The 26,196-nt window shown below is 40.0% G+C and carries 24 protein-coding genes and 1 pseudogene; 17 read left to right on the top strand and 8 right to left on the bottom strand.

Translation table 11 applies throughout. The features are described 5' to 3' along the window. Positions 1-131: 131 nt before the first annotated feature. Positions 132-1,343: an IS256 family transposase gene (locus Q5O24_15420; GenBank protein WKY47716.1), complete on the bottom strand. Its 1,212-nt coding sequence runs from the start codon at positions 1,341-1,343 to the stop codon at positions 132-134. 347 nt (positions 1,344-1,690) lie between these two features. Between Q5O24_15420 and Q5O24_15415 the strand changes: the two genes are divergently transcribed. The 10 genes and pseudogenes from Q5O24_15415 to tnpA all read left to right on the top strand — a co-directional run bounded on the left by Q5O24_15415 (position 1,691) and on the right by tnpA (position 10,549). Continuing rightward, positions 1,691-2,380 (top strand): SAVED domain-containing protein, encoded by a 690-nt coding sequence (locus Q5O24_15415; protein WKY47715.1) that lies wholly within the window; start codon positions 1,691-1,693, stop codon positions 2,378-2,380. Further along, a complete protein-coding gene (locus Q5O24_15410) occupies positions 2,364-4,430 on the top strand; it encodes a DEAD/DEAH box helicase (GenBank protein ID WKY47714.1) in 2,067 nt (688 codons plus the stop codon). The genes Q5O24_15415 and Q5O24_15410 overlap by 17 nt, the downstream gene beginning before the upstream one ends. Positions 4,431-4,851: 421 nt before the next feature. Then, on the top strand, positions 4,852-4,974 hold the full coding sequence (locus Q5O24_15405) for a hypothetical protein (protein WKY47713.1): 123 nt from the start codon (positions 4,852-4,854) through the stop codon (positions 4,972-4,974). A gap of 134 nt (positions 4,975-5,108) precedes the next feature. Then, entirely contained in the window at positions 5,109-5,684 is a 576-nt protein-coding gene (locus Q5O24_15400) for a hypothetical protein (protein WKY47712.1), read from the top strand. A 182-nt stretch (positions 5,685-5,866) separates the two neighbouring features. After that, the gene (locus Q5O24_15395; protein WKY47711.1) at positions 5,867-6,151 is read left to right on the top strand and encodes a transposase; all 285 of its coding nucleotides are present in this window, start codon (positions 5,867-5,869) and stop codon (positions 6,149-6,151) included. After that, complete coding sequence (locus tag Q5O24_15390) at positions 6,148-7,080, top strand: IS3 family transposase (GenBank protein WKY49272.1); 933 nt, start codon at positions 6,148-6,150, stop codon at positions 7,078-7,080. The genes Q5O24_15395 and Q5O24_15390 overlap by 4 nt, the downstream gene beginning before the upstream one ends. Before the next feature lie 21 nt (positions 7,081-7,101). Then, positions 7,102-7,874: pseudogene (locus tag Q5O24_15385) on the top strand (IS5 family transposase). Between the two features lie 292 nt (positions 7,875-8,166). Further along, positions 8,167-8,631 (top strand): glyoxalase, encoded by a 465-nt coding sequence (locus tag Q5O24_15380; GenBank protein WKY47710.1) that lies wholly within the window; start codon positions 8,167-8,169, stop codon positions 8,629-8,631. 198 nt (positions 8,632-8,829) lie between these two features. After that, positions 8,830-9,879, top strand: coding sequence for a virulence RhuM family protein (locus tag Q5O24_15375; protein WKY47709.1), 1,050 nt, complete (start codon positions 8,830-8,832; stop codon positions 9,877-9,879). 325 nt (positions 9,880-10,204) lie between these two features. Beyond that, on the top strand, positions 10,205-10,549 hold the full coding sequence (tnpA, locus tag Q5O24_15370; protein ID WKY49271.1) for an IS200/IS605 family transposase: 345 nt from the start codon (positions 10,205-10,207) through the stop codon (positions 10,547-10,549). A 105-nt stretch (positions 10,550-10,654) separates the two neighbouring features. Here the strand turns inward: tnpA and Q5O24_15365 are convergent, their stop codons facing one another. Together Q5O24_15365 and istA (Q5O24_15360) are read right to left on the bottom strand one after the other, a co-directional pair. Further along, positions 10,655-11,401 (bottom strand): ATP-binding protein, encoded by a 747-nt coding sequence (locus Q5O24_15365; GenBank protein WKY47708.1) that lies wholly within the window; start codon positions 11,399-11,401, stop codon positions 10,655-10,657. Beyond that, positions 11,391-12,953, bottom strand: a complete 1,563-nt coding sequence (istA, locus tag Q5O24_15360; GenBank protein ID WKY47707.1) for an IS21 family transposase — start codon at positions 12,951-12,953, stop codon at positions 11,391-11,393. Before istA (Q5O24_15360) ends, Q5O24_15365 begins: the two co-directional genes overlap by 11 nt. Before the next feature lie 305 nt (positions 12,954-13,258). Between istA (Q5O24_15360) and Q5O24_15355 the strand changes: the two genes are divergently transcribed. Further along, complete coding sequence (locus Q5O24_15355; GenBank protein ID WKY47706.1) at positions 13,259-14,701, top strand: CAP domain-containing protein; 1,443 nt, start codon at positions 13,259-13,261, stop codon at positions 14,699-14,701. Between the two features lie 238 nt (positions 14,702-14,939). Here Q5O24_15355 and istB read toward each other — a convergent pair whose 3' ends face one another. From istB to Q5O24_15330, 5 genes are all read right to left on the bottom strand, one after another. Then, on the bottom strand, positions 14,940-15,701 hold the full coding sequence (gene istB, locus Q5O24_15350; protein WKY47705.1) for an IS21-like element helper ATPase IstB: 762 nt from the start codon (positions 15,699-15,701) through the stop codon (positions 14,940-14,942). Beyond that, the gene (istA, locus tag Q5O24_15345) at positions 15,694-17,217 is read right to left on the bottom strand and encodes an IS21 family transposase (GenBank protein WKY47704.1); all 1,524 of its coding nucleotides are present in this window, start codon (positions 17,215-17,217) and stop codon (positions 15,694-15,696) included. The genes istB and istA (Q5O24_15345) overlap by 8 nt, the downstream gene beginning before the upstream one ends. A gap of 340 nt (positions 17,218-17,557) precedes the next feature. After that, positions 17,558-18,358 carry an AAA family ATPase gene (locus Q5O24_15340; GenBank protein ID WKY47703.1) on the bottom strand — a complete coding sequence of 267 codons (801 nt, stop codon included), beginning with the start codon at positions 18,356-18,358 and terminating at the stop codon, positions 17,558-17,560. Beyond that, on the bottom strand, positions 18,351-19,610 hold the full coding sequence (locus tag Q5O24_15335; GenBank protein ID WKY47702.1) for a DDE-type integrase/transposase/recombinase: 1,260 nt from the start codon (positions 19,608-19,610) through the stop codon (positions 18,351-18,353). The genes Q5O24_15340 and Q5O24_15335 overlap by 8 nt, the downstream gene beginning before the upstream one ends. Positions 19,611-19,758: 148 nt before the next feature. Continuing rightward, positions 19,759-20,295, bottom strand: coding sequence for a transposase (locus tag Q5O24_15330; protein WKY47701.1), 537 nt, complete (start codon positions 20,293-20,295; stop codon positions 19,759-19,761). Positions 20,296-20,587: 292 nt separating this feature from the next. On the opposite strand from Q5O24_15330, the gene Q5O24_15325 reads away from it, so the two are divergent. From Q5O24_15325 to Q5O24_15300, 6 genes are all read left to right on the top strand, one after another. Next, positions 20,588-20,725, top strand: a complete 138-nt coding sequence (locus Q5O24_15325; protein WKY47700.1) for a hypothetical protein — start codon at positions 20,588-20,590, stop codon at positions 20,723-20,725. An 18-nt stretch (positions 20,726-20,743) separates the two neighbouring features. Next, positions 20,744-22,321, top strand: coding sequence for a DNA topoisomerase (locus Q5O24_15320; GenBank protein ID WKY47699.1), 1,578 nt, complete (start codon positions 20,744-20,746; stop codon positions 22,319-22,321). Positions 22,322-22,478: 157 nt separating this feature from the next. Then, positions 22,479-22,973: a TrkA C-terminal domain-containing protein gene (locus Q5O24_15315; GenBank protein WKY47698.1), complete on the top strand. Its 495-nt coding sequence runs from the start codon at positions 22,479-22,481 to the stop codon at positions 22,971-22,973. A gap of 24 nt (positions 22,974-22,997) precedes the next feature. Continuing rightward, positions 22,998-24,158: a cation:proton antiporter gene (locus tag Q5O24_15310; GenBank protein WKY47697.1), complete on the top strand. Its 1,161-nt coding sequence runs from the start codon at positions 22,998-23,000 to the stop codon at positions 24,156-24,158. Positions 24,159-24,242: 84 nt separating this feature from the next. Beyond that, complete coding sequence (locus Q5O24_15305; protein WKY47696.1) at positions 24,243-25,307, top strand: serine hydrolase domain-containing protein; 1,065 nt, start codon at positions 24,243-24,245, stop codon at positions 25,305-25,307. Between the two features lie 69 nt (positions 25,308-25,376). After that, complete coding sequence (locus tag Q5O24_15300; GenBank protein ID WKY47695.1) at positions 25,377-25,883, top strand: hypothetical protein; 507 nt, start codon at positions 25,377-25,379, stop codon at positions 25,881-25,883. Positions 25,884-26,196: the final 313 nt, after the last annotated feature.

Here is a 26,196-nt window from a genome sequence, read left to right as displayed (position 1 = left end):
AATTAAAGGAAACACTCGTTCTCTATTTCATTATGTTTTTATATGTTACTATATTCTATGACGTTAGGAGTGATAATTATGAGTGATAAAGTCAAGTCCAAAATAGTGTGTAAAAACCTCGGTGGGTTTAACTAGGCTGCTGATGAAACAGCAGCCGTCTGTTCTTTTAAAAATTCATAGTAATCCTGCATATCCAGATATTTTCTGCCGGAAGACCATTTTTCATCCTGTTCCATAAGCAGCGCACCCAGTAAACGGATAACCGATTTTTCGTTGGGATAAATGCGGATCACGCGATCACGACGCCTGATTTCCTCGTTGAGTCGTTCGATACTGTTGGTTGTGCGCAGTCTTTTCCGGTATTTCTCAGGAAGACTCATTACAGCCATCACATCATCAAAACCTTCTTCGAGTATTTCAATCGCTTTTGGTGCTTTGGATTCAAAATGTCTCAGTGTGTCTTTCAGCAGGTTGCGGGCATCTTCAATATTTACTGCATTGTAGATGCGTTTCAGATAGGATTTCAATTCGGACTGCTGATTTTTGGGCGTTTTATCCAGTACATTTCTTGAGAAATGTGTCTGGCATCTCTGCCAGGTGGATCCCTGAAAATGTTTTTTAATCGCATTTACAAGTCCTTTGTGATTATCGGATACTATCAGATCAACGGCTGTCAGACCACGCTCTTTGAGATTTTGAAAAAAATCTCCCCAGCTTGATTCTGTTTCGGTATCATTCAGCTGAAAACCAATTACTTCACGATTGCCATTTTCGTTGACTGCGGTTGCTACCAATAGACCTTTTGACCGGACTCTGCTGTCTTCGCGAACTTTGAGATATAAAGCATCCACAATTATAAATGGATAATGCTTTTCAAGCGTTCGGTTACGAAAACCGTTTACTACCGGATCCAGATTTTCACACAGCTTTGAAACTGTTGATTTTGAAAAGCTCTGGCCACAAAGTTCTTCTGTAATGTTTTCGATTTTGCGGGTTGAAACCCCATTAATGACCATTTCGATCATTGCCAGCATCAGAGCCTGCTCGCTCCGCTGGTAGCGCTGAAACATCGTCGTGCTGAATTCGCCGTTACGATGACGAGGGATCCGCAGGGTGATACCACCGATTCGCGTTGTTAATTCACGATCCCTAAAACCGTTACGGTAAGCTGTCCGATCCTCGCATCGCTCATAGCGTTCAGCACCAAGTTGCTCAGCCGATTGCGCTACAAGCACCTGGTTAAGAATTGTTTCCAGAAGCTTTGAAAAAGCCTCATCCCGGGAATCTTTTGTAAAAAGTCCGTGCAAAAGTTCTGTGTCCAGTGTAATATTTAATTGAGCCATTTGTTCATCTCCTCGATTAGGTATTGGGTGGTACTTTTATTTTAACCGAGGTTTGAGCTCTTGGCTCATTTTCTTTTTACACCATTATACGGACTTTATCGAGTGATAATGTTCAAGTAAATAGTTTTCATGATTTTAATGTTCATGAGTTGGGTGAAAAATGTTCTTTCATCCATATTAATATCACTGAAGAATCATTTTATGAGGAATTATTTAACTTTTTCTTCGATGATCAGAGGATATTAAGATACGCAGAGAATAACAAGTCTATAACGTTTACCCCAAATCGCCTGAACTATACAACATTATATAAGAATTTACTATATTACATTGATCAGGAAAATACAATGATGACTATTGAAGAGTTAACGGAGGAAATTGTAGATATTTTACTGAATGAGTATGAACATGATAGAAATGAAATTGGAAATATTACAATAAGGCTTGATAAAATAGGTAAGATTGGTGAGTACATTTTTTCATCTATACTGTGGGACTACTTCGATTTTGATTGTATTATACCAAAGTTAAGTTTAGCAACAGATTACAATATGAGTATTTATGGTATAGATGCACTTTACTTTTCAAGTGAAAAGAATATGCTATTATTTGGTGAATCCAAATTATCTAAGAATATGACAAATGGTATTGCTCTTCTGAATAAATCACTAAAGGATTATGAAGAGCAAATAGAGTCTGAGTTTATGCTCGTATTAAGCAATCGTATATTAAGATCTAACCTTAATTGCTTTTTAGAGAAATACGGTGATGTCGCTGAACTTTGTATAGATTTTCATGAGTTTGTAAAAGAGGCAGATATTGAGTGTATCGGAGTGCCTGTTTTCCTCGCACACGGGAAAGAAACAGAGTGTGATGATATAATGAAGATGCTTGATAAAGTTTCTATGGATAAGTTATTTGATATGGAAACGAAATATTATTTTATTTCACTGCCTATTATTGATAAAAGCAAGTTTGTTTCAATATTTACAGGAATGATTCGTGAAAGGAGTGAGTATTATGAGCGAAGCAGGTAGAGTTAAACCTATTGATGTAGTTAGGGAAAATTTAATTCGGGACTTAGATGCTTCAGCTAATTCAACGGAGTTAGCTAGAAGAATGGCGGATAGTCTATTTGCTGTAGATTTGACTGTTTATTCAAGAAAATATTCGTTTGATTCGCTTGTTTACAATTCATTTGCTTTATCTCATTTAGATTCTAGTATTTCGTTGCATCCTGATCAATTGGATATAGTGAATACAATTAAGGAGAAAGATGCTACAATTTTGAGTGCTCCGACTAGTTTTGGAAAGACGTTTTCTGTATTCGAGTATATTGTTCGAGAGAAACCGAGTAATATTGTATTAATTGTACCGACACTAGCATTGGTAGATGAATATTTAAAAAGGATAATTAAGAAGTATTCTGATAAGTTTTCAGAATATAAAGTATATATAAATATTGATGAAGAAAAGCAATATGATTTTAATGGTAAAAATATTTTTATATTGACACATGATAAAGTAGTTAACGAACGTATGTATACTAAACTTGAAGAGATAGATTTTTTAGTTATTGATGAGGTATATAAACTTAAAAAGGATTTAGATGATGATAGAGTATTGATTCTTAATCTTGCATATTTAAGATTGGCTGGTAAGTCTTGGAAATATGTATTGTTGGCTCCGTTTATTGGAATGGTGGAAGATATTGAAAAACTTGAGAAAAGCCCTGTTTTTATAAGGTCGTCTTTTTCGCCTGTTGTTAATGATGTTCAAACCATCGATATTCTAAACAATAATGATAGATTCCCTGAAACATTAAGGATTCTAAGAGAGCATTGTGATTGCCAGAAGACTCTGGTATATTTTCCAACTGTTGTATCAATGTCGAAGTTTGTGAATGATATGTTGTCGGATTTAGATGATTTTGAAGAAATTAGTCAAAGCATTATGTCTTTTATTAAATGGGTTGAAGATGAAATCCATCCAGAATGGTATGTTATAAAGGCTCTTCGAAAAGGATTTCTTGTCCATAATGGACAATTACCAATGGGTATAAGGCAATTACAGATGGAACTTTTCAATAATGAAGATAATTATACTAATCTTTTGTGTACTTCAACATTATTAGAAGGTGTAAATACTACTTCAAAAAATGTCATCATAACAGAACCTTCAAGAGCTGGACGAAGAAATGGAAATGCGTTTACTGCGTTTGATTTTTACAACCTTGTTGGTAGAACAGGTCGATTAAACAAACACTATTTAGGTAAAGCGTATTATCTGAGGGGACCGAACGACCAAGATTACATAAAGAGTGATGCTTCGATAAGTATTAAGTTCGAAATAACAGATGATAGTATTGATGTCGATATTCAAAATGGGAATTATGAGCAACACAGAGTTTTTATAGACTTCATCAATGAGTTAGGAATAACCTATGAGGAGTACGTGGAAAACATAGGTGGTTCACCTAGATTTTCAACAGTTAAGTATGTATATGATAATTTTAAACAAAAGGAAAATGCCTTATTAGATGAATTACGTAATTTGAATGAGAATGATACAAGAGGAAGATTTTCTCTGATAAGAATACTTTATGAAATAATCGAAGGTAAAAAGAATAAGTTAGAAGTTACTTTGATAAACAAATTGATTAATAAACAACGTTTAAGAATCAAAGGTATTATTGAAGCAGCAATAGTAAATTCTCGTAGTTATAATATTGATTATATAATTTCAACGGTAATAAGGTTGAAAAATAGTTATATAGAATATGGATTCTATTCAAAGGTTCAGTTGATTAAATTCTTCTTAGAAAAAAAGAATGTTGAAGAAGCACTAATAAGAAATATAGAGGAGAAAGTTTTACATTCTATTGAAGTAATATATTTTACTAATTCTAAGCAGAAAAGAATGCTGCTTGATCTAGGTATTTATGATAGAGATATTCAGAGAATTATTAATGTTATTGGTGAAGATTTTGATGATGCGGTTCATTTAAAGGAGTTGCTAAAAGAAAACAATAACTCACTAAGAAATTTAAGTTATATTTCTAGATATGTTATAAACAATATTCTATAAGATTTAATACGTCATACAGAAAACAAAGTAAGCGCTCAACTATAGGGTGCCACAAAAAATAAAAAGAACCGGTAACAAGAACTAACCGGTTCTGAAATAATTGTTTTACATTTTAAAATCTAATGACGAGGGGACGTTTTGTTTATCATGCGATTAGAAGTATGATATACTGACGCAAACATCGAAGAAGAGGACAAAAATGGCAAGGCAGGAGCGAGAAAAAAGTTCTACCGGTATTTAACATGTCATCTTGAAAGGGCAGGATTGACGGAATATTTGTCTGGATGATGAGGAGCGGTTAATGTTTATGGACAAGCTTGAAAAGGCCAGACAAGCAGGAGGTTTTAAATTATTGTTCTACTGTCTGATCAACCGCTGATGGAGATTCTGCAAAAAACAGAGAATATACTAATCTAGGAAGATGCGAAAAAACCAGCTGAGCAGGCAGATCTGCCGAGAAACAGAAAGTAGTATCCTGGAAATGAGCCGTGTGCTGGGGCTGGGAAAAATGATTGTGGAGCAGGATTTGAACGGAGAATTATGATGCTCGAAGCGTCCCGGTGTCTTACAAAAATTATATTTGATTGTTTCATTCTTTTTGATGGTATGGTAAAATTAGAAAAATAAACTATCATAAGAAGTCGTTGGATAAATAAAATTTTTTAATAGATGAGGGGTGTGATTATTATTAAAGCTATAAAGTTGTGCAACGATAACCAGGGCTTTTTAAGTGTAGTATTATCATCTATCACAATCTTTGCATCGATTGTTGCAATATTGATTTCAGTAAATGCAACAAAACAGCAAAATAAAATTGCATTGTTTGAAGAACGCTATGAGGTTTATCAAGAAGTCTCAATCATCAGTAATTTTATAGATGGTTATTATGAAACAGTTGTGAAAATTGATTCAAGTTCTCCAGTTTCGCAATCCCAATTCTATGAGTCATTGTGGGAAGGAGAAATCCATCCTTACACAGATAACTCCATGGATGTTAACAGCATCATAAGCAAACAACTTAACAATGTTAAACAGGCAGAATTTTTATTTACTAATTTAAGTGTTCAAGATTTCAAAAAATTGGATACCTATATGAAAAATTATTTTACTATGACACAGCAACTTATAGTTATTCCTGATGCTGACGCATCTTTGAACTGGGAATCAGTTAATGAAAACTATCAAGATACTTTTTTAGAAAATGACATTAAAGATGTAATTGATAAAATGGAAAAGCAACTGAAACTTATATAATATGAATCATTGTATAGCAGTTGTTCTATAAAATGGGCAGGCATCTTTCAAAATCGAAGATGCCTGCTTTTTCAGAACTTATTTTGGTGCTAGAATATAAATAGTACAAATCGAAATGAGAAAATCCAAAATTAATAAAAATGTGGTACGATGAAAAAATCGTACTGAAGGAGGATCTCATTATGGCAAAACAACATGATAAACAATTCAAACTGGATGCAGTCCGGTATTATGAAGAACACAAGGAACTCGGTCTACGTGGCTGCGCTGAAAATCTCGGTATTGGTTGCAGCACGCTTGGAAAATGGAGCAGGGAACTTCAAAAGACCGGAAATATTGAAAGTCGTGGCTCAGGTAATTATGCATCAGACGAAAGCAAAGAAATAGCGCGATTAAAACGTGAGTTGCGTGATACCCAGGACGCATTGGATGTCTTAAAAAAGGCTATCGGCATTCTGGGAAAATAACCGAAACAATTTATGTTGAGGTTACCAAAAAGGCGGAGGCAGCTCAACAAAAGAAGCGCCCGGTTTCCGTCTCCGGAATGCTGCAAAAATTGGGTGTATCAGGAACCGGGTATCGTTCGTGGATCAACAGAAAACCATCGAATACCCGAATACGACAGGAAGTTATCAAATCAAAAATAAAGACCATTTATAACGACTCAAAACAAAATTATGGCGCTCCGAAAATCGCTAAAAAACTGAAACAAAGCGGTGAAATAATCGCCGAACGGACTGTCGGTAAATACATGAAAGAAATGGGAATCAAGGCCCAGTGGATCAAGCCCTATGTAATCACGACTAAAGATTCTGACTTCAGTAAAAAACTCAGAAATATCCTCGACGAACAATTTAATCCTGAGCGCCCCAATGCTGTCTGGTGCAGCGATATTACCTATATCTGGACAATGGACGGATTTGTTTATCTAACCAGTATCATGGATTTGTACTCTCGAAAAATCATTGCCTGGACACTGTCAAAAACGATGGAAGTTTCCTGTGTAATCGACACCGTCAATAAAGCTAAATGCCGCCGTAAACTTGATGCGCCCTTGATCATTCACAGTGATCGCGGCAGTCAGTACGTTTCAAAAGAATACCAGAAAGCAACAGCAAAAATGCAGCGAAGTTACTCCCAAAAGGCCTATCCATGGGATAATGCCTGCATCGAATCTTTTCACGCCATCATTAAACGTGAATGGCTCAATCGCTTTAAAATCCATAATTATAACCATGCTTACCGGTTGATCTTTGAGTATCTGGAAACCTTTTACAATACAACCCGTATTCACAGCCATTGTAATTATATGTCACCAGATAATTTTGAAAAACTTTTTACTAGGGCGTGTCTGAAAACAAAATCTTTACAATCACCACAATGCGTTTTAAAATAAAACCAAAACGTTGGGAGCACGATAATGCCATCAAAACGCTATGAAATTACAGACGAACAATGGGAACAGATTAAAGCTTTATTTCCCAAAGCGAAAACTGGTCGACCGCCAAAAGATAATCGGTTAATCTTCAACGCAATTTTATGGATTGCGCGAAGTGGTGCTGCGTGGCGAGATCTTCCCGAACGTTTTGGTTCGTGGAAAACGGTCTACAGCCGTTTCTGTAAATGGCGTGATGACGAAACACTGGCAAATATTTTTCATGCCTTAAATACCGATGCTGACTTTGAAAATCTCAGCATTGATTCAACCATTGTAAAAGCGCATCAGCACAGTGCTGGTGCTAAAAAGGGGCTGTAAATGCAGAAGTGAATCAATACATCGGTAAAAGCCGGGGCGGTAACACGACTAAAATTCACGCAGTCGTCGACGCTCTGGGTAATCCGATTCACTTTGAACTTTCAGGCGGCCAGATTAGCGATAATACCGCTGCAATTGGTCTACTGGCAAACATTGAAATCAAAAATGCCAACATTTTGGGTGATAAAGCTTATGGAACTAAAGAGATCCGGACTTATATCACTTCACAGGGTGCAACCTATACAATTCCGCCAAAGTCAAACACCAAAGAACCCTGGGACTGTGACTGGTGGCTTTATAAAGAACGCCATCTGGTTGAATGCTTTTTCAATAAAATCAAACATTTTCGTAGAGTTGCGACTCGTTATGACAAGCTGGCATCTTCGTTTTGTAGCTTTGTTTACATTGCTGGCATCTGGCTTTTGTCAAAATAATTGGTGTTTTGACTTTTCAGACACACCCTAAAATGCAAAACGAAAAACTACGAATTGCAGGTTAAAATGTCAGCATTAAATTTCTCATTTTAATTTGTACTAAATCTTGACATAGGACCATTTCTTATTACTCTAAACTTCATAAGTATTGAGAAATACAAAATGAATTAATTCAAACATTGTCAATGGTATGTAAATCATCGATATGATGACTTCCTATTTTGTGCTATTTGTGAATAATCTTGGCTACTTTGAGCCACGGGTCCGTTTAATATAGCAGGAGGAAACTTAGATGAAATATAAAGGTGTGTGCATTGCTGTAAAGGACGTAAATCAATCCAAACAGTTCTATCAGGATTTATTTGAACTTGAGGTTTATCAAGATTATGGTAACAATATTTCCTTTGGCGAATTATCATTACAACAAGAATTTGACTGGTTAATAGGGATGGCGAAAGAAAGTGTTTTAAATAAATCTCATAATATGGAATTATATTTTGAGGAAGCTGATTTTAACAGTTTCATCAATAAGCTTGAGAAACGATATGACATCAACTATTTGGATAACGGCGTAAAGGAAGCATCGTGGGGGCAACGCTCAATAAAATTTTATGATCTTGATGGACACATCATAGAAGTTGGTGAGGACATGAAGGCAGTTATCAATCGATTTCTTGATTCGGGATTGACAATTGAGCAAACCTCTAAACGGATGGATGTGTCTGTATCTGATTTGGAAATACTTTTGCAAAGTTGATTTAGAAAGCTTGTAGAAATGCGGCTCAAGTTAGGATCGGAATAAAGACGATTGGACATTTAAGAGAAAGTCGGATCATTTTATGGACAGCTGTTACTATGCTTTCCTTTTTATTAATAGCAGGCTGGGTCTTGTGATTAACGAAAGCTATTTAAAAGGCAACTTCTGTCTATTAGGAATTGCGATTGGAGGATTACCATGCCAAAAAAGAAAAAAGAGGAAATAACAATCCGTTCTAGTGCAGCTGAATACCTTACCTATGTTGCTTCCGTTGGTGATAGCGAGGATAGCTTTGAAATGCGCTATGAGAACGAGAACATATGGCTGACGCAGAAGATGATGGCAACGCTTTATGATGTAGAGGTCAACACGATTAACTACCATATTAAGAAAATTTTTAGCGACTCAGAACTACAGCAGGATTCAGTTATTCGAAAATTTCGAATAACTGCCGAGGACGGCAAGAATTATAATACTAATCATTATTCGTTGGAGATGATCATCGCTGTTGGATTTAAGGTTAATTCTGAATGTGCAGTCCAGTTTCGCAAGTGGGTAAATCAAATTGCTAAAGATTATACCATTAAAGGCTGGGTCATGGATGTGGAACGTATAAAACGAGGCACCTATCTTACTGAGAAATATTTTGAGGAACAGCTTGAGCGTGTCCGTGAAATAAGGGTGAGCGAGAGAAAGTTTTATCAAAAGGTTACAGATCTCTATGCCACAGCCGTTGATTATGACAGGACTGCCGCTGCAACAAAACGCTTTTATGCAACGATACAAAATAAGATGCACTATGCCATTCATGGACATACCGCTGCAGAATTAATTATGGAAAGAGCAGATAGCGAAAAAGAGTATATGGGGTTAACAACATGGGCAGATGCACCGAGTGGAAAAATTAAAAAGACTGATGTTTCAATTGCTAAAAATTATTTATCGGAGTTTGAAATGGGTCAGTTAGAGAGAATAGTTTCGGCATATTTAGACTTCGCGGAAAGTATGACATTTCGCCACATACCACTTACAATGAAAGACTGGGAATCCCGTCTAAATGGCTTTATTGAAATCTTTGAGTATGGATTACTTAAAGATGCCGGGAAAGTATCGGCTGAGATTGCAAAGCTTCATGCAGAAACAGAATTCGAAAAGTATAGAGTGATTCAAGATAAACTTTTTATGTCAGATTATGATAAGTTTTTGATAGAATTAGAAGAACAGACAACAAAGAAAAAATCAGATTGAGTATAAAATTCAGTTATCGAAAATGACTTGGGGATGTTTCGTTAACATGCGATTAGAAGGATGTTATATTAGCGCAAACACGGAAGAAGAGGTCAAAAATGGTAAGATAGACGCGAGAAAAAAGTTCTACCTCTTTTATCATGTCATCTTGAAAGGGCAGGATGAGTGTCTGGAAATAAAAACAAAAGTTAGGCTGAGTGATCAGACAGATCCGCCGAGAAACAGGTAGCAGTATCCGGCAAATGAGCCGGGTGTTGGGGCTGGGGAAAATGATTGTGGAGCAGGCGTTGAAAGAAAAACATGACAATTGAAACGACCCCTTGTCATGTGCCAGTACCATGTTATCTTCTGTCCGAAGTACCGAAGAAAAGTACTCAATAATGGAGTAGACGAACGACTGAAAGTTATCTTGCAGGAAGTAGCAGATGAAACAGGAACGGAAATCCTTGAACTGGAAATCATGCCTGACCATGTTCACCTGCTGGTATCTTGTGATCCGCAATACGGGATCAATAAACTGATTAAAGCCATGAAGAGCCGGTCTTCAAATTTGCTGAGAAAAGAATTCCCTTCCTTGAAACGGCGGATTCCGTCTTTATGGACAAATAGTTATTTTTGCGCCACTGTCGGCGGTGTTACGCTGGATGCGGTCGAACAGTGTATATTATGAAGCGACAGAGCCAACCAATCTCCTGTGATAGAGCCAGGTAATCTTTTATCGAGAGCCAGTGCTCCGAAAGAGGGAGCCACTAGAGATAGCTCCCTGGTAGTTGAATTATTTAATGGTTCGTTTTCGCCAGCGCATTGAAACATCGCCATCAATAATCATTGAATAAGCAGATGGAACAATGCGGTCAAGAATTGAATCAGCCAGCGCACCACCACCTAAACGTTCATGCCAGCCTTCGGCAGTTAGCTGTGAACAGATAATAATGGATGCCTGATCACAACGACATTCCACAAGTTCCAGAAGATCCCGCTGCTCAGTATCTGTAGTTGGGACAAGCAGAAACTCATCCAGAATCATCAGAGAACATTTTTTATACTGATTGAGAAGATGATGATACTTCCCCTGAATACGGGCAGCTTCAAAGGCGCTAAAGAGATCCGGCAAACGAATATACCGGGTCTTGTAACCGGACTGACAGGCGTTTACCCCGAGGGCATTGGAAATATAGGTTTTTCCGCAACCGGTGGCTCCGACAAGAATGACGTTCAGCCCCTGACGGATGTATTCATTAGTGGCCAGACTTTCCAGCAATTCACGGTTTAAATGGCGATCCGGCAGATATTCGATATTACCAAGAAATGCTGCTGAGTTGTTGAATTTCGCCTCCTTGATAAGCCGTTTAATATTGTTATTATGTCGGGAATCAAACTCCGCATCAACCATCAGAGCCAGTCTTTCCTGAAAAGACATTGAAAGATAGGCCATTTCATCTTCAAGCTGGTCCTGGTAAATTTGCGCAAAAACCGGCAAACGCATATGTTTCAGCTTTCTTAGCGTATCGTTATTCATCATGGTCACCTCCATAATAAGCTGAGCCACGAACATAAGCATATTTGTTGATCGTTTCAGAAGATGATGGTTCAGATTTGGTTTGATTTTTAACGCTGGCTGAATCCTGCCCTGCTTCCAGAATCAGTCTAATATTCTTGTACCGTGGATTGGGAATATGTTCAAGTGCGACGCTGCAGGCATTTTCCAGACGAATGTTTGTATAATGATCAGCCAGTTTTAACAGAGACAGACACCCCTTGTAAGCCTGTTCTTCAACACGATAAGAAGCAAACAACTTTTGGACCACTTCTCTGGTTGACGGACCAATACCTTCGGCCCATTTTAAAAAACGGTCTGAATCCCATTCACTGTAAAGCTGGTGGTTGATCGGCATATGATCCACATTAGTTGAATACTGGCCTCGTCGTCCGTATAGCCGCTTGTGACTGCAAAGACGGGTTCCTTTGTAGAAAACTTCAATGATATTTTTGGTATAACGTAGATCCACTTTCTTTCGGACATATTCATACGGCGTCGAATAATACTGATGGTCAATTGAAACGTGGTAGTTCATCTGCACCGTTGCTGTTTTCCATTGGGCAAACTCATAGGGGAATCTGGGAAGCGACTGCATAAAGGGTAGTTCTTCTTCCTCGAAGACAGAGTAGCGGGAACCCTCCTTTTTTTGAAAATCAGAATGATTGAATTCTTCCAGTTCTTTATCAATCGCCTGATTCATCTCCTCCAGTTTGAAAAACTGACGGTTACGGAGTCTTCCAATTACATGACTGGTCAGCAGACCAACTGAGCCCTCCACAGCAGCTTTGTCTTTTGGCGATAAGATTCGAGCTGGCAGCAGAGCCGTATGATAATGATCCGCCAGTTCCTGATAAGCCCGGTTGATGACTGGATCTTCATGCTTTTTATGGCTCAGCACTCCAACTTTCAGATTGTCGGGGATGAGCAGCCGTGTTGACGCTCCAAAGTAGTCATACATACTGATGTGGGCATTAATCCAGTCTTCTTCCTTCATCGTCAGACAGGCTCTTGCAAAACAGTACATACTAAACGGCAGCGTTGCAACAAAGAGATATACCTTGCAGCTTGCACCCGTAACCTGATCATATAGCGGCATGGTCGAGCCTGCCCAGTCAACCATGATTTTGTCGCCTGGCTTATGGTGAATGTGCATCGTTAGACGGTTCTGACTGACATGATCCTGATATAGCTTGCAGAATTGAGAATACATATAAGGCGGCTTGCCTGTCTGCCGACAGGTATCAACGTATTCTTCCCACAGCAGTTTTAAGGTCACCCCATTTCTCAGCAATTCTTTGTGGATGTAATCATAGTCAGGAGGTACCATCACTGGAATTTTTTCTTCTTCCGGAAACAGATGGCTGTGTAACTTTGATTCATCAATTGCCTGGAACTCCGGATCATCAATTGGATGAGCTTCCCATGCTTTGACCACCTTGGATACCGTGTTTCGGGATACTTTTAAAGTATCCGCAATTCTTCGCTGGCTGAATCCTTTAAGGCGGAGCTGCAAAATTTGTTTTTCTTTGGACATAATTATGTCCTCCTTCCGTAAGTATAACGGTTATCCCGCATCTTCATTTTAATACTTACAAAAGTGGCTCTCTATAGCGGATTTGATTTTTTAAACAGGTGGCTCTCAGCTTCGGATTGCATGGTTTTGGGTATCGGATTGAGTGGCTCTACATCGGCAGAATACTCAAACAGTATATAGAAAATCAGAAAGGCGTCTGAACATTTGATAAAGACCAGCAGGGGAAAATAAAAAGACCAGTTACGAAACCATCTAATAGTTAATAGATCCCAAGTAGGAAATTTAAATGAGAGAGGTACTAGGAAATGAAAAAGAAATTGATAACCGCTTTATTTGCAGGGGTAATGCTCTTTGCGACAATGGGAAGTGCAAGTGCCGAGGAATTGCCTGTATTAGACGGCACAGCTTATGAATCATATACAGAGGGTACGATTGAGACAATGGCAATGCCTGTCTACCCAACATCTTATCCAGAAGGTTTTAATATGTACGAAACAGTCGCATCAGTCGATGCAGACGGTTGTTTAGAGATGCTTAATCTTTTAAATGCTGAAAGAGAAAGTAAAGGGTTAGTTCCTTTACAGTTAGATGCCAACTTAACGATGTCAGCTATGTATCGAGCATCAGAGATTGGTTTGGTTTATCGTCATAGAGACCCTGCAGGCGGTTGGGGGCAATCTGAATACTTAAAACTAGGAAGTGGTACAGAAAACATTGTTGGCGGTCGAGATTCGGGGGCAAGTGCTTACACTGCATTTGAAACCTCTCCAGCACACTATATTCAAATGACGCATTCATTTTTAACAAGAGTAGGTGTCGGAAACTTCGGCAATGCATGGGTACTTATGTTTTCAGACGAAACATATTCTAAAATCGACGACATGACAACCTCCGAACTCCTATCCTACAACACCACCAGCCGAATCGCCAAAACAGTTGTAGACAGCAACACTTACGATGTTAAGTTATCACTTAATTATATGCATAAAACAGCAGAAAGCATCACTTTAAACAAAGGTACAACCTACCAAACAACACCACAATCTTCACCAGACCCACAGGAATTAAACGATAAGTACAACGGTGGAACAACACCAATCGTCCCCTCAACCGTAAACTGGTCATCATCAAACTCTACAATCGCAAAAGTAGACAAAAATGGTATCATTACAGGTCTTAAAAACGGAACAGCCACAATCACAGGTGAATTGTACGGTGACATTATAACCTATACCGTAACCGTAACAGGTGATGGCGCTGATATTGTAGACATCGGTGAAGACTACTTAGTTAAGTATCGAACTCATGTTCAGAATGTAGGCTGGCAGAACTATGTTGCAGACGGTTCTATGTCTGGTACAGAGGGTAGAAGTTTAAGACTGGAAGGCATCAACATTGATTTAGGCGAAGCCATTGATGGTGGTATCACATACACCACTCATGTTCAAAACATCGGTTGGCAGTCTTTTGTATCCGATAACGCTATGGCAGGTACATCAGGTAGAGGTTTAAGACTTGAAGGAATCAGAATCAAGTTAACTGGAAACGCCGCCAATCAGTACGATGTATACTACCGTACTCATGTTCAAAACATTGGTTGGATGGCATGGGCGAAGAACGGTGCGGATAGTGGTTCAGCAGGTTATGGTTGGAGACTGGAGGGCATTGAGATTCAGCTAGTGCCTAAAGGGGGTACAGCACCGAGTAATGCGGATGCCAACAGTACAGTACCATTTCAGGAAAAGTAGGTACAGAAGAAAAACATATAGGGTGGATTTATCAGAACAGAATTCACTTCCTAGCATATATAAGAGCAGGTGGTTAAAACCATCTGTTCTTTTTTCGTATTATTGTTTTTTGCAAGTTCTTTTTGCAGAAAGTTGCAAGTGAAAAATACAGAATGTTGCATTCTGGAAAATCCATAGTTTTGCAAACTGAAATACAAAGCAATTTCAGCAGAAATTACCGCATTGCAGGCAATGTTTGTCAGTTTTTCGGCTGATTCTCCGAAATCGATCGATATAAGTCATTAATGCTGGATTCTCGCATCCGGTTACTGGGACCCGGGAATAAAATCAGATGACAGTGATGCAGCAACCGATCCAGCATGGCAGCCGTCATCTGTTCATCATAAAGGACATTGACCCATCGGGAAAATTCCAGATTGGTATTAAGAATAATACTTCTGTTCTGATAACAGTCGGAGATAATCTCAAACAGCAGCTGGGAGCCCGTCCGATCCAGCGGCACATAGCCATATTCATCGAGAATAAGCAACTCAGCTTTATTCAGTTTTTTAAGAAAAGCAGTCAATGTTCCGGCTGCTTTTGCTTCAGAAAGCTTATTGACCAGTGCCGCTGTTCGAAAAAATTTAACTGGTATACCCTGAAGGCAGGCTGCCACACCAAGGGCGGTTGACAACATGGTTTTACCGGTTCCGGTACCGCCGTACATGATGATATTTTTGTGGTCATTAATAAAAGCAAGTGATTTCAGGCTTTCAGGGGTCAGATCCGCAGGCAGCGTGATTTCGTCAAAGCGGTAGCCTTCAAAAGTCTGACGGCTGTAGAATCCGGCACTGTTGACCAGCTTTTCAGTCCGGGAGATCTCCCGATACTGGAGTTCCTCGCTGAGAATCCGGTACAGATATTCCTGATGACTGTCACCTTCGGCAGTCTGAGCCAATTCGGCCAGGTTCCGGCTGAGACGCAGTTTCCGGCAGCATTCAGAGATTTCATTGTCAAGCATGGGGGCTAACCTCCTTCTGATTAAGTAGCCGGTCATAAGCATCCAGATTCGGCATCAGCGGCTGCATTTGAGGAATTCCGGGCTGCAGATTCATGGCCGGAAGTTCAGGAACATCGGCATACAGCCTCCGGTAGAGACTTGCAAGACTGTCAGCATCCTTTACCTGACAGGCAATGGCATGATCGACTGTATTCAGAGCGCTCTCAAAACCGGATCGATTGGTCAGTTCTGAAAGCAGTCTGATGACCTGAGCGGTTTCACTGTCTGAGCAGGAGGCCAAAAAAGACCGCATGGTTTCGGGCATCATTTCATAAATTCCCGAATATTTGACCGCTCGTGGTCGCTGAGATAACTGCTTCAGATAGGGCAGCCAGTCCATCTGTTCCTGTTTGCTGTCACCGTATAATCGTCGATGGCGGACGATTTCTCTAAAGTTTTCATCCTGAATGATAACAGCAGCTGACGTCAGTACCAGATGAACCGAACACTGGGCATATTTAGGGGCCACTGAATAGGCATGCCTGCCTTTATTCAGATAAACCTTTGCCCATTTGTCGGCTTTCAGGGTCTTATGCCCATTAAGATTAAAAGGAACAGACGGCAATTCGCGCGATGCCTTCAGATCAGCCTGAAAACGCGATTCAATCGTCTCATCGTACCGGTAATGATCCCGCTGTGCATCCTCCTCGCATTGATTAAACAAACCACGATTATAATCCGGCAGTGACAGAAAGTGCGGAACCGGCACCAGAAAGTTACGGCGCTGATAGCCGACCTTGTTCTCAACATTGCCTTTTTCATGGCCTTCGTTTGGATTCATGAAGACTGCCTTGAAACCGTAATGTTCCCGGAAACGCTCGAATTTTTCGGTGAGTTTACGCCCACCGCCACGGATAATGTCCGTAACAATAACTTTTGTGTTGTCAAACCAGAGTTCAGCCGGAACACACCCGATATGCCGAAAGATGGCATCAAGTCCTTCCAGCAGGCATTCCATGTTTTCGCCGTAGAACAGCTGAAGATAACCTTTGTTGCTGTACGGAAAAGAGACCTCCAGGTATTTTCCGGTCAGCTTGCGGCCATTTTCATAAAATTCAGCAGTGCCAAAATCGACCTGCGCTTCGCCTGGTTGATGTACCAGTGGCAGAAATGCTTTTGGGTTCTGTTTAAAAATTTCTTTGTGTTTTTCTGCATAATAACTGGCAACGGTCCGATAGGAACAGTCAAAACCGGGTGTTTCTTTCTGCAGACGTTCAAACACCCGTTTGGCGGTATGACGCTGTTTTCTGGGAGCAGATTTGTCATTGAGCAGCCATTCATCGATGATCGCTTTATAAGGTTCTAACTTGGGACAGAATTTTTTTTCAACTGCCGGCCTGGGTGCCGGTTCGTTGAAATCCGTCTGATCAATATATTTGCGGACAGTCCGCCAGTCCATGTGCAGTGCTTCAGCGATTTGTGAAATATTTTCCCCTTTCTCATAAAACCGAAATCTGATATCATGTATTTGATCCATTGTGAGCATTCTCCATTTCCTCCTTGTTCTTTGGTCAGATACAAGGATATTTGATTTGAGTTTTGCCCGCAATGGATTTTTGCATTATTCTGGATTTTGCAGCTTGCAATACTCTGGATTTTGCTTTTGCAACTTTCTGTATTTATAGCTTACACTAAACACGTATTATTCTACATTGTAAATTTTCACATTATTTCGGACTGAATTAGTCACAATAAATCGGATGAAAAAGGAAGAAATAATGCGAAAATAATGGCTTATTAAGAATATAAATCTCGTTTTTAATCACATAATCACGTTCCATTTTTCCAGAAAAAAAGGGAGATAACGCTGTCAGGCGTTAAATCCCGGCTTCTGCCGAAGCGGCAAAAACAATCTCTTCATCGATGAGATCAGTTTGCTTTTGAAAGGCGAGAATCAGACATTGGGTAACGAGATTGCCGACTAATCGAGGATAACCGCCAGTCGAAGACGAAATAGCTGCATAAGCATTCTCGTTGATCAGATTTCGTGAAACACCGGCATGTTTAAAGCGGTGTTTGATATAGTCTCTGACCTCATCCGGTGTCAGTGGTGAAAAATGAAAACGGGTCACCAGCCGCTGATCCAGCGAACGGTTCTGGTTTAAAGCCAGGCGGTTGGCCAGCGTTGGTAAACCGGTGAGTATCAGAATAAAAGGATTGCGTTTGTCCATGTCAAAGTTAAAAATGATGCTCAGATCGTGAAGAAACTGAGCTGAAGCCGACTGCATCTCATCGAGGATAAAGACAGGCGTGATGCGGCGCTTATCATAAAGATCGATAATCGCGTTCTGAATCTGAAAGAACAGCTCCACTTTGCGGAATTTCGGCTGTTCCCCGAGCGAAAAGGCCAGACCCCGGTAAAAGTCCATAGTTGTTCCGGAAGACATCGGGAAATACATGACCTTATATAAGGACGGATTCAAATTGTCGGCAAAGACCCGCAGGGTCGATGTTTTACCAACCCCGGGGTCACCGGTAATCAGACCAAAACCTTTGGTGGTTTTGAGATAATCCAGTCGGGCCAGAACTTCCCTGTAAGCTTCGGACTGAAAGAGCATCGATGAATCAATGCTTTTGTCAAAGGGTGCCTGCCGGAACCCGAAAAATGATTTATACATGAGGAACACCGCCTAACGTGCTGTAGCTGATAACATTGTTATTGCGTTTGGCAATGGCATTGTCCGCCATGATGACTTTTTTGCAGGTAAGAATCCGGACACTGTTTTCATAAAGATAGATCTCATCAGGGCATTCATTGGGATAGCGGATATCCACGCTCTTGCCGATAAACATTGGCGAAGCTTCGAAAAGGGCGTTGTGCAGCGAAATGGTGGCATCCGACTTGACCTTTCTGGTTGCCCGGATCAGAAAGGCTTCATCAATGATCCGGGGATCAGAGAAATGTTTGATTCGGTCGCTCCCCCGCATATAAAAGACCATCGGTGCTTCATTGAGACTTGAATGAAGCTTATGATGATAATCCCGGGCCAGCCAGGCCTCAAAGCGCTGGTTGAGGACATCCAGATCCATCAGGTCGGAATCCGTCAAAAGCGGATAAAAACGACTGCGGACGGTTTTGAAAAAGCGCTCGATTTTGCCTTTGCTTTTGGGATCGTAAGGTCTGGTATTGACCAGTGCAATGCCCAGAGTGGCACAGGAAGTATTCAGTTGGTGAGAACGGAAAATCTTGCCATTATCAGCATAAAGCATGGTGGGCTTGCCACAGGTAAGTAAAGCAGATTTAAGGACATGAAGGAGATCTTCATTCTTTTCAGCCAGCATGAACTGAGCCCCGGTAATTCGCCGGGAAGCATCATCGATAAAAGCGATCAGATAGGTTTTGCGCTTTTTACCGTTAAGAGTCAGATATGGGCCGTGGGAAACATCGGTCTGCCACAGGGTGTTGATATCAACATGGGCAAAACGGCGGCGGTCAGCCGTATCCGTCTGGGATGGCTTTAACAGCTGATGTTTTTTCAGCAGCCGATACACTGTGGAATAGGAACAGTCAGAGCTGGTGAAGTGCCCTTCATGAATGAGCCACTCATGGAACAACTTCACCGATAAATGGATGTTTTCCGTTCGTAACGTAAGGAGCAGTTTAGTCGATTCCGCTGATAAAGCCCGGGAAGAACCCTTGTCTGTCCGAACCTTGGGCTTGAGCGCATCAAAACCATGACGCCGGTACAGACGGAGCCATTCCAGCAGGGTTTTGCGGTTGTAGGTGCGCGTGCCATAATGCGGAACATCATGGGTTTTGGCACTGATCTCATCCAGATAAGCGGCGTGGGACGAGACGGTATCCGTAAGCAATGGCGCAATCAGGCCATAGCGAAATAAAGCAATCAGTTCTTTGTCTTTTTCAGTCATTGTAAAAAAACCTCCGTTTTTAAAGAATTGAGGTTTTAAGGATCCATAAAACTCAGTAAATAGAGCATAACGGATCAATGGATAAAAGGCAAAGCAAAAGCTCTGTGGGCTAAATAGTTCTTCAAAAAAATGCGGAAGGATGGTACAATTAATGTGCCATAAATCCTTTCTTAAAATGATCGTGATATCTTTTGCCGAAGATGGGGGGCTTGCCCACCGAGTAGACCATTTCAAGAAGCTTTATGGCTTTTTTATGCCAAAAATCAGGAAAGTCGATTAAAGGATCATGGCAGATGCGAAAAAATTCAATCAGCCGGTTCAGACAAAGTAAAAAACGCCGGGTGATAAAGCGACGATGCTGATGCGCTAAAGTATTGGCATAATGAGCCCCGTTAAAGAAGGCCCAAAGCAGTTCCAGCAGAAATGGAAGCGCCAGCTGAAATCCTGGATGACAGAAAGAAGGCAGGACACTGACTGTCTTACCGCAATGAATACAGTAATGACGTTGGACCGGAATGGAGAAGACATCCTCATACCAGATCACATGCCGGTGATAGATACCATGAAGATGAAGTCGATGGCGGGTGTAACAATGTGGACAGCTGTCAATACGAACTCTTTCAGTGGTGTAGAATTCGGTGATATAATCCAGCGGGTGGTCAGAAAAGTGTTCCAGATGAACCATGGTTTGTGCTTCCTTAAAGTGACTAATGATTAATCATTATACCATAATTGAAAAGCCAGGTTTGCCGGAATAATTTGATTAGTTCAGGGCTCTTTTGACATTTATAATTTGCTAATTAACACTACATATTGACATTATTAACGCAACGTCACGAAGGGCAATGGTATTGCTTTCCGAAACAAACGGAGAGCAGCTACGATGGTCTTTAGAAAGCAGATACAAGAAAGGCGAATGATGTTTAATCAGCAATGAAAAACAATAGCCTGAGACTTAATCGAGAAAGAAGGAATACATGGTTCATGCAGGAATTATCGTAGTTGTTATCGTTGCCATTACAATTATATGGCAATATCTTCATCCGTATGAAATTGATTCCGTACAGGGGGAAGAAACAACAAATAATATTATGCAAATAGGTACTAGAGACTAACTGGAAGGAGAGAATAAATTGATATTAATAGTGGCGGAAAAGAAAAGCTTTGCGGAGGTTTTGGCCGAGGTATTAAAAGTAAAAAAAAGTAAAGGCCAGTATTGGCAGAATGATAAGTATTATATAAGCTGGTGCTATGGACATCTGGTTGAACTTAAAAATCCGGATGACTATGACCCGGCGCTTAAAAATTGGTCTTATGAAACCTTGCCAATAATCCCAGGAACAATTCAACATAAGGTTAGAACCAAACCGGACATAGCCAAAAGTCAGTTTAATACTTTAAAAAAGCTGATGAATGGAAACGACATTGAATATGTCATTTGTGCGACAGATGCGGACCGTGAGGGCGAATTAATCTATCGCAGGATTCACAACATGGCTGGATGCAAAAAGCCCGTAAAACGGCTCTGGTGCGATTCAATGGAGAATCAGGAAGTAGAGAAGGCATTAGGCAATTTAAAACCTGATCAGGACTATGACCACCTCCACGAAGCCAGTCATTGTCGGGCGGTTGCGGACTGGCTCATTGGCATGAATGGCACTCGACTGTTTTCAACGTTGCACCGAAATAAGCTAACGGTTGGACGAGTTCAAACACCGACACTGGCGATGATTGTTGAACGGGATCTACAGATTGAAAATTTTGTTAAGCAGACTTATTATACGGTTCATCTTCAATGTGGTGGACTAGACGGTGAGGGCGAACGCATCGATGATGTTAATGAGGCAAAACGAATACAGGCTGTGACTCACCTTCAAGATGCAAAAATATTGAGCGTAGAAAAAAATATTAAGAACAATAATCCACCAAAGCTATATAGTTTGTCGGACCTGCAGGGAGATGCCAACCAGTATTATGGATATACGGCGCAGGAGACATTAGACATTGTTCAAAAACTATACGAGAAAAAACTAATGACCTATCCGCGAACGAGCAGTCAGTATATTACCAGTGAAATGAGAGATTCTACGCTTGATGTTGTCCCAATGGCCAAAGCCTATTGCAAATTTCTAGGTGGTATATCACAAGAAAAAATCAATATTGATAAGGTTGTAGACGATAAAAAAGTGGAAAGTCATACGGCATTAATCCCGACTAGAGAAATTGGGAAAAGCCAAAACCTGTCGAATCTGCCAATGAATGAACAGCACATATTAACACTGGTTTGTGTCCGTTTAATATGCGCGGTAGACAGTCCGCAGCAGTATTCGGAAACCATTGTGGTGATAGAATCAAGTGGGGAGCGAGACTATCCATTCAAGGCAAAAGGAAAAGTCATTATTGAACCGGGATGGAAAAGATTGTTAGACGAATACCAGGGAACGTTAAAATCTGGAAAAGAAGAAAAAGACAAAGATCATGTTCTGCCAGATGTGGAAGAAGGGCAAGTCTATAAAGGTGAATCACAAATAGCCGATCACTTAACATCGCCGCCAAAACGGTATACAGATAAGACCTTGCTTGATGCCATGAAGCGTGCGGGAAAAGAATTTATTGAAGAAGATACCAGCCATATTGGGATTGGTACGGAAGCAACGCGTGCTGGTGTTAGAGAAAATGATTGTGGAGCAGGTTTTGAAAGAAAACCCTGATGTTTGAAACGTCCCCTTATCATATATCTTCTGTCAAGAAAATGATCCATAAGAATTTATTTCAATTAGTTCTTTCGGCGGTTGCTCCTGATGTTATAATAGATAAGATACATAAAAAGAATAATAATTAAAATAAAGAGTTTAATAGGAGGATATTATGCAAATCAAAACATCAGATCTCCCTGGGATAGGGATGAAGCATACGGTCACAACGGCTTCTGGCGATAATATTATAATTTTAACCCATTACCATGGACAAAGAGATATCTATCATTTTGATGACCTGGAAGATGATCTGCCTACTTTTTCGGTTGAATTAAATGATGATGAGGCTAGAAAAATCGGGACAATTCTGTTGGGTGTTGATTACCAGCCGGTGACGGAAGAAAAAGAAGAGTGCTTATCTCAGGAAATTCGTATTCATTGGTTTGATGTAAAGCCGAATAGTTATCTTGCCAATAAGACGATAAAAGAGGCACAAATCAGAACAAGAACTGGTGTAACCGTTCTGGGAATCAAGCGAGAAAACGATTTTATTGGTAGTCCTGATTCGACAGAATTGATTCTGCCAAAAGACAAGCTTATGGTTACGGGAAAGAAGGATCCGATCAAACTACTGGAATATATGTGTTGTTCAAAAGATCCGGAATAATAAAAAACTCAGGTGGGAATGATTATGGAAAATTTACCTGAACTCTTTACAGCTGGATTACTGCTGATCATTTTCTTTGTCATCAGTTTTCTTTCACATAAGTTAAATATCCCCTCAGTATTGGCTTTTATCATCCTAGGATTGCTTTTAGTGCCCGTTCTAGGGGGAAATGAGGCAATCCATCTGCTTGCTGAGATTGGAATTGTGTTGATGTTTTTTGTCTTGGGTTTGGAATTTCCGGTCGCTAAGATATTAAGAATCTCAAAAACGATTTGGGCTGCGGGTTTAATAGATGTTGTATTAAACTTTGGCGGGGCTTTTGTACTGGCTTTGATCTTTAATCTTGATTTGCTGTCAGCTGCTATTATTGGTGGGATTGTTTATGCCTCAAGTTCATCGATTACGGCAAAGCTATTGGAAGATAACAAAAGACTGGCGAATGTTGAAACGGAGTTTATGCTGGCCTTGTTGATCTTTGAGGATTTAGTTTCACCGATTCTCATTTCCTTTTTAGCGGCTATGAGTTCCGATCAGGCCATGTCCGGCCAATTAATTCTGCTTATACTTCTAAAAGTTTCAACTTTAACGTTAGGGGCAATTATTATCGGGCATTATGGCTTCAGTAAGCTTAAGGACTTTATCGACAACTATATTGAAAGTGATTTTTTAACTTTTCTAATGGTGGGGATTGCTTTTATATATTCAGGCTTGGCAATTTATCTTGGTTTATCAGAAATTTTGGGGGCATTTTTAGCAGGAGTGATACTTTCAGAGACCGGAAATTCGGCCGAACTGGAACATTTGCTGCTGCCGATCAGAGATTTTGTTTTACCCTTCTTTTTTCTGTGGTTTGGAACGACAATCAGTTTTGGTGGCGGAATTCCAATGTTGCCTTTATTGATCAGTTTAATTGTCTGGTCAATGATTGGCAAGATACTGGTCGGCATCTGGGGTGGAAAAGCTTTTGGACTGTCAAAACGGCCCTCTTATCGGGCTGGTTTATCGTTGATCCAAAGAGGAGAGTTTTCGGTTATCATTGCGAGTATCGCCCTGCCGCAACTAATGGCTTTTAGCAGCGTATATATTATTGTCAGCGCCTTTATTGGTGTGATCTTCTTTCAGAAAGCACCAGCAATTTCAAAATGGATTGCCGGTAAAAAAAAGCAGAAAACAATTAAAGGTTGAGAAAATGGTATTTTTTTTAATCAGGGTATGATATCGTAAAAAGCTTATTTTGGGTTCCAAAAGCTAAGTGAAAGAGAGCGTTCAATGGATAAAAGGAAAAAAGCAGTATTAATACTTAGACTTATTACGATTTCATTCGGCATAATCTGTATTATAGGTCTGCCGCCCTGGGATGGCATTTGGGCTTGGATGAGACCATTGCCTGATACGATTCAAGAAGAAGTTAGTAACGCAACTGAACTTGGCTTAGATGGGATCATTGTGTATGTGGACAAAGCCGGAGAAACTCCAGCATTTTACACCGCAGGATGGAAGGATCGAGACAAACAAATCCCTGCCGATGCAGAATCATACTTCAAAATTGGAAGCATCAGCAAGTTGTATGTTGCTTCGGCTTATGCCAAACTGATTGATGCAGACCGCCTTTCCCTTGATGATAAATTGACAGATTATTTTCCGGAGTATTCAGGAAGAATTGAATACGCAGATCAGATAACACTGAGAATGATGCTAAAGCATCGCAGTGGCATTTTGAATTATACTGACCAGCCAGGTTTTCGGTGGGACGATCCGACAAAAACCAGCAAGGAATCCCTCGACTTAATCTTTGATAAGCCTGCTGAGTTTGTGCCGGATGGGGATTATAGCTATTCAAACACCAACTATTTATTGCTGAGAGATATTCTTGATAAAGTTTTAGGTTATAGCCACACTCAATATATAAAAGAAGAGATATTAGGACCTCTTGGCCTGGAATCTACTTTCTTTTCATTGGAGGAAGTGGATATTAATGATGTGATGAGCGGATATTATGTTGGCTCAGACACTGATTTCAAGGAAATAAATACTGGTATGGTTGCGACAGCCGAGGACGTGGGGTTATTCATTCGAGCATTGAATGATGGTTCCTTATTCTCTGATGAAGAGCAAGCTATTTATACTTCTATTTACGAATATGAACACACTGGCTGGGTTTTGGGATATTATAGCATTGCGCGTTATCACGAGGATATTGATACCGTTGTCGTTCAGTTTGTGAATACAAATGGAGGAACACCCTTAATCGATATTTTTGACACGCAGGGTGGAACAAAGGTGATGGTATCGAATGCGATATATAATCGGGTTATCAGGATGATTCGACAGTAAGGAGACATGTCGCAGGTCCAGTGGATCAAAGCAGCCTAGAGTATTTTAAATTTGTAAGAGGCGAATAATATGTGTGATATTGGAGGTGAAAAGATGTATGAAGACCAAATCAAAAGGCTTAATATTCTCAAAAAGGATCTTGATAAAAAAGTTGTTGTTAAGCTGGAAGTTGAGCCAATGGTTGGCCTTATGAGTTTATTGGAAAATGGTTTGGAACCGCTAAATCCAAAAGAAGATTCTGCAGTTTCTGAAGTTCAGCAATTGGTGGCTGAAGTTGAAGAAATGCTCGAAGCTGTTATCGAAGGTGGTTTAGATAAAGCAAGTATACGGGCCTACCAGAAAGCTTATAAAGCGATGACCGTTGATATTAAAAAGATTTATGGGATCGAACCTGCAGGGGCAATCGTAAGTCAGTATTTAGCGGTTGGTTTATCCATAGGTACAGGTTTAGGTGTTGCATTATTGAGCGTTAATCCGGCATTTATATCCCTTGGGATTGGTATTGGTCTTTCTCTGGGGGTGGCATTAGGTTCCGCTAAGGAGAAGGAAGCAAAAAAATCAGGAAAGATGTACTAATTATTGAGATTTCAACTTTCGGATTTTAAAAATAGATATGAGGAATAAGAATAAAAAAGTGAAATGAGCCCATCATATAACAAATATTATAAGGAACAGAATTATTTTGGAAATCCCTATCAAGGACTTGTTAAATTCTTTGAATCATACCCGAACAAATCAACTGTTTTAGATCTTGGTTGTGGCTAGGGCAGAATCATTTTTGGGGGGCGACTGGGACATAAAGTCATTGGAGTGGATATATCTTCGGTAGGAATTAATCAACTGAATGAAGCTGCTCAGAATGGCCAAAAATTAACTTTTATCAATTATT

Source organism: Eubacteriaceae bacterium ES3, from assembly GCA_030586155.1.
Classification (GTDB): domain Bacteria; phylum Bacillota; class Clostridia; order Eubacteriales; family Eubacteriaceae; genus Acetobacterium.
The sequence above is the reverse complement of the archived record's forward strand: the minus strand, read 5'-3'. Positions and strand labels throughout refer to the sequence as shown.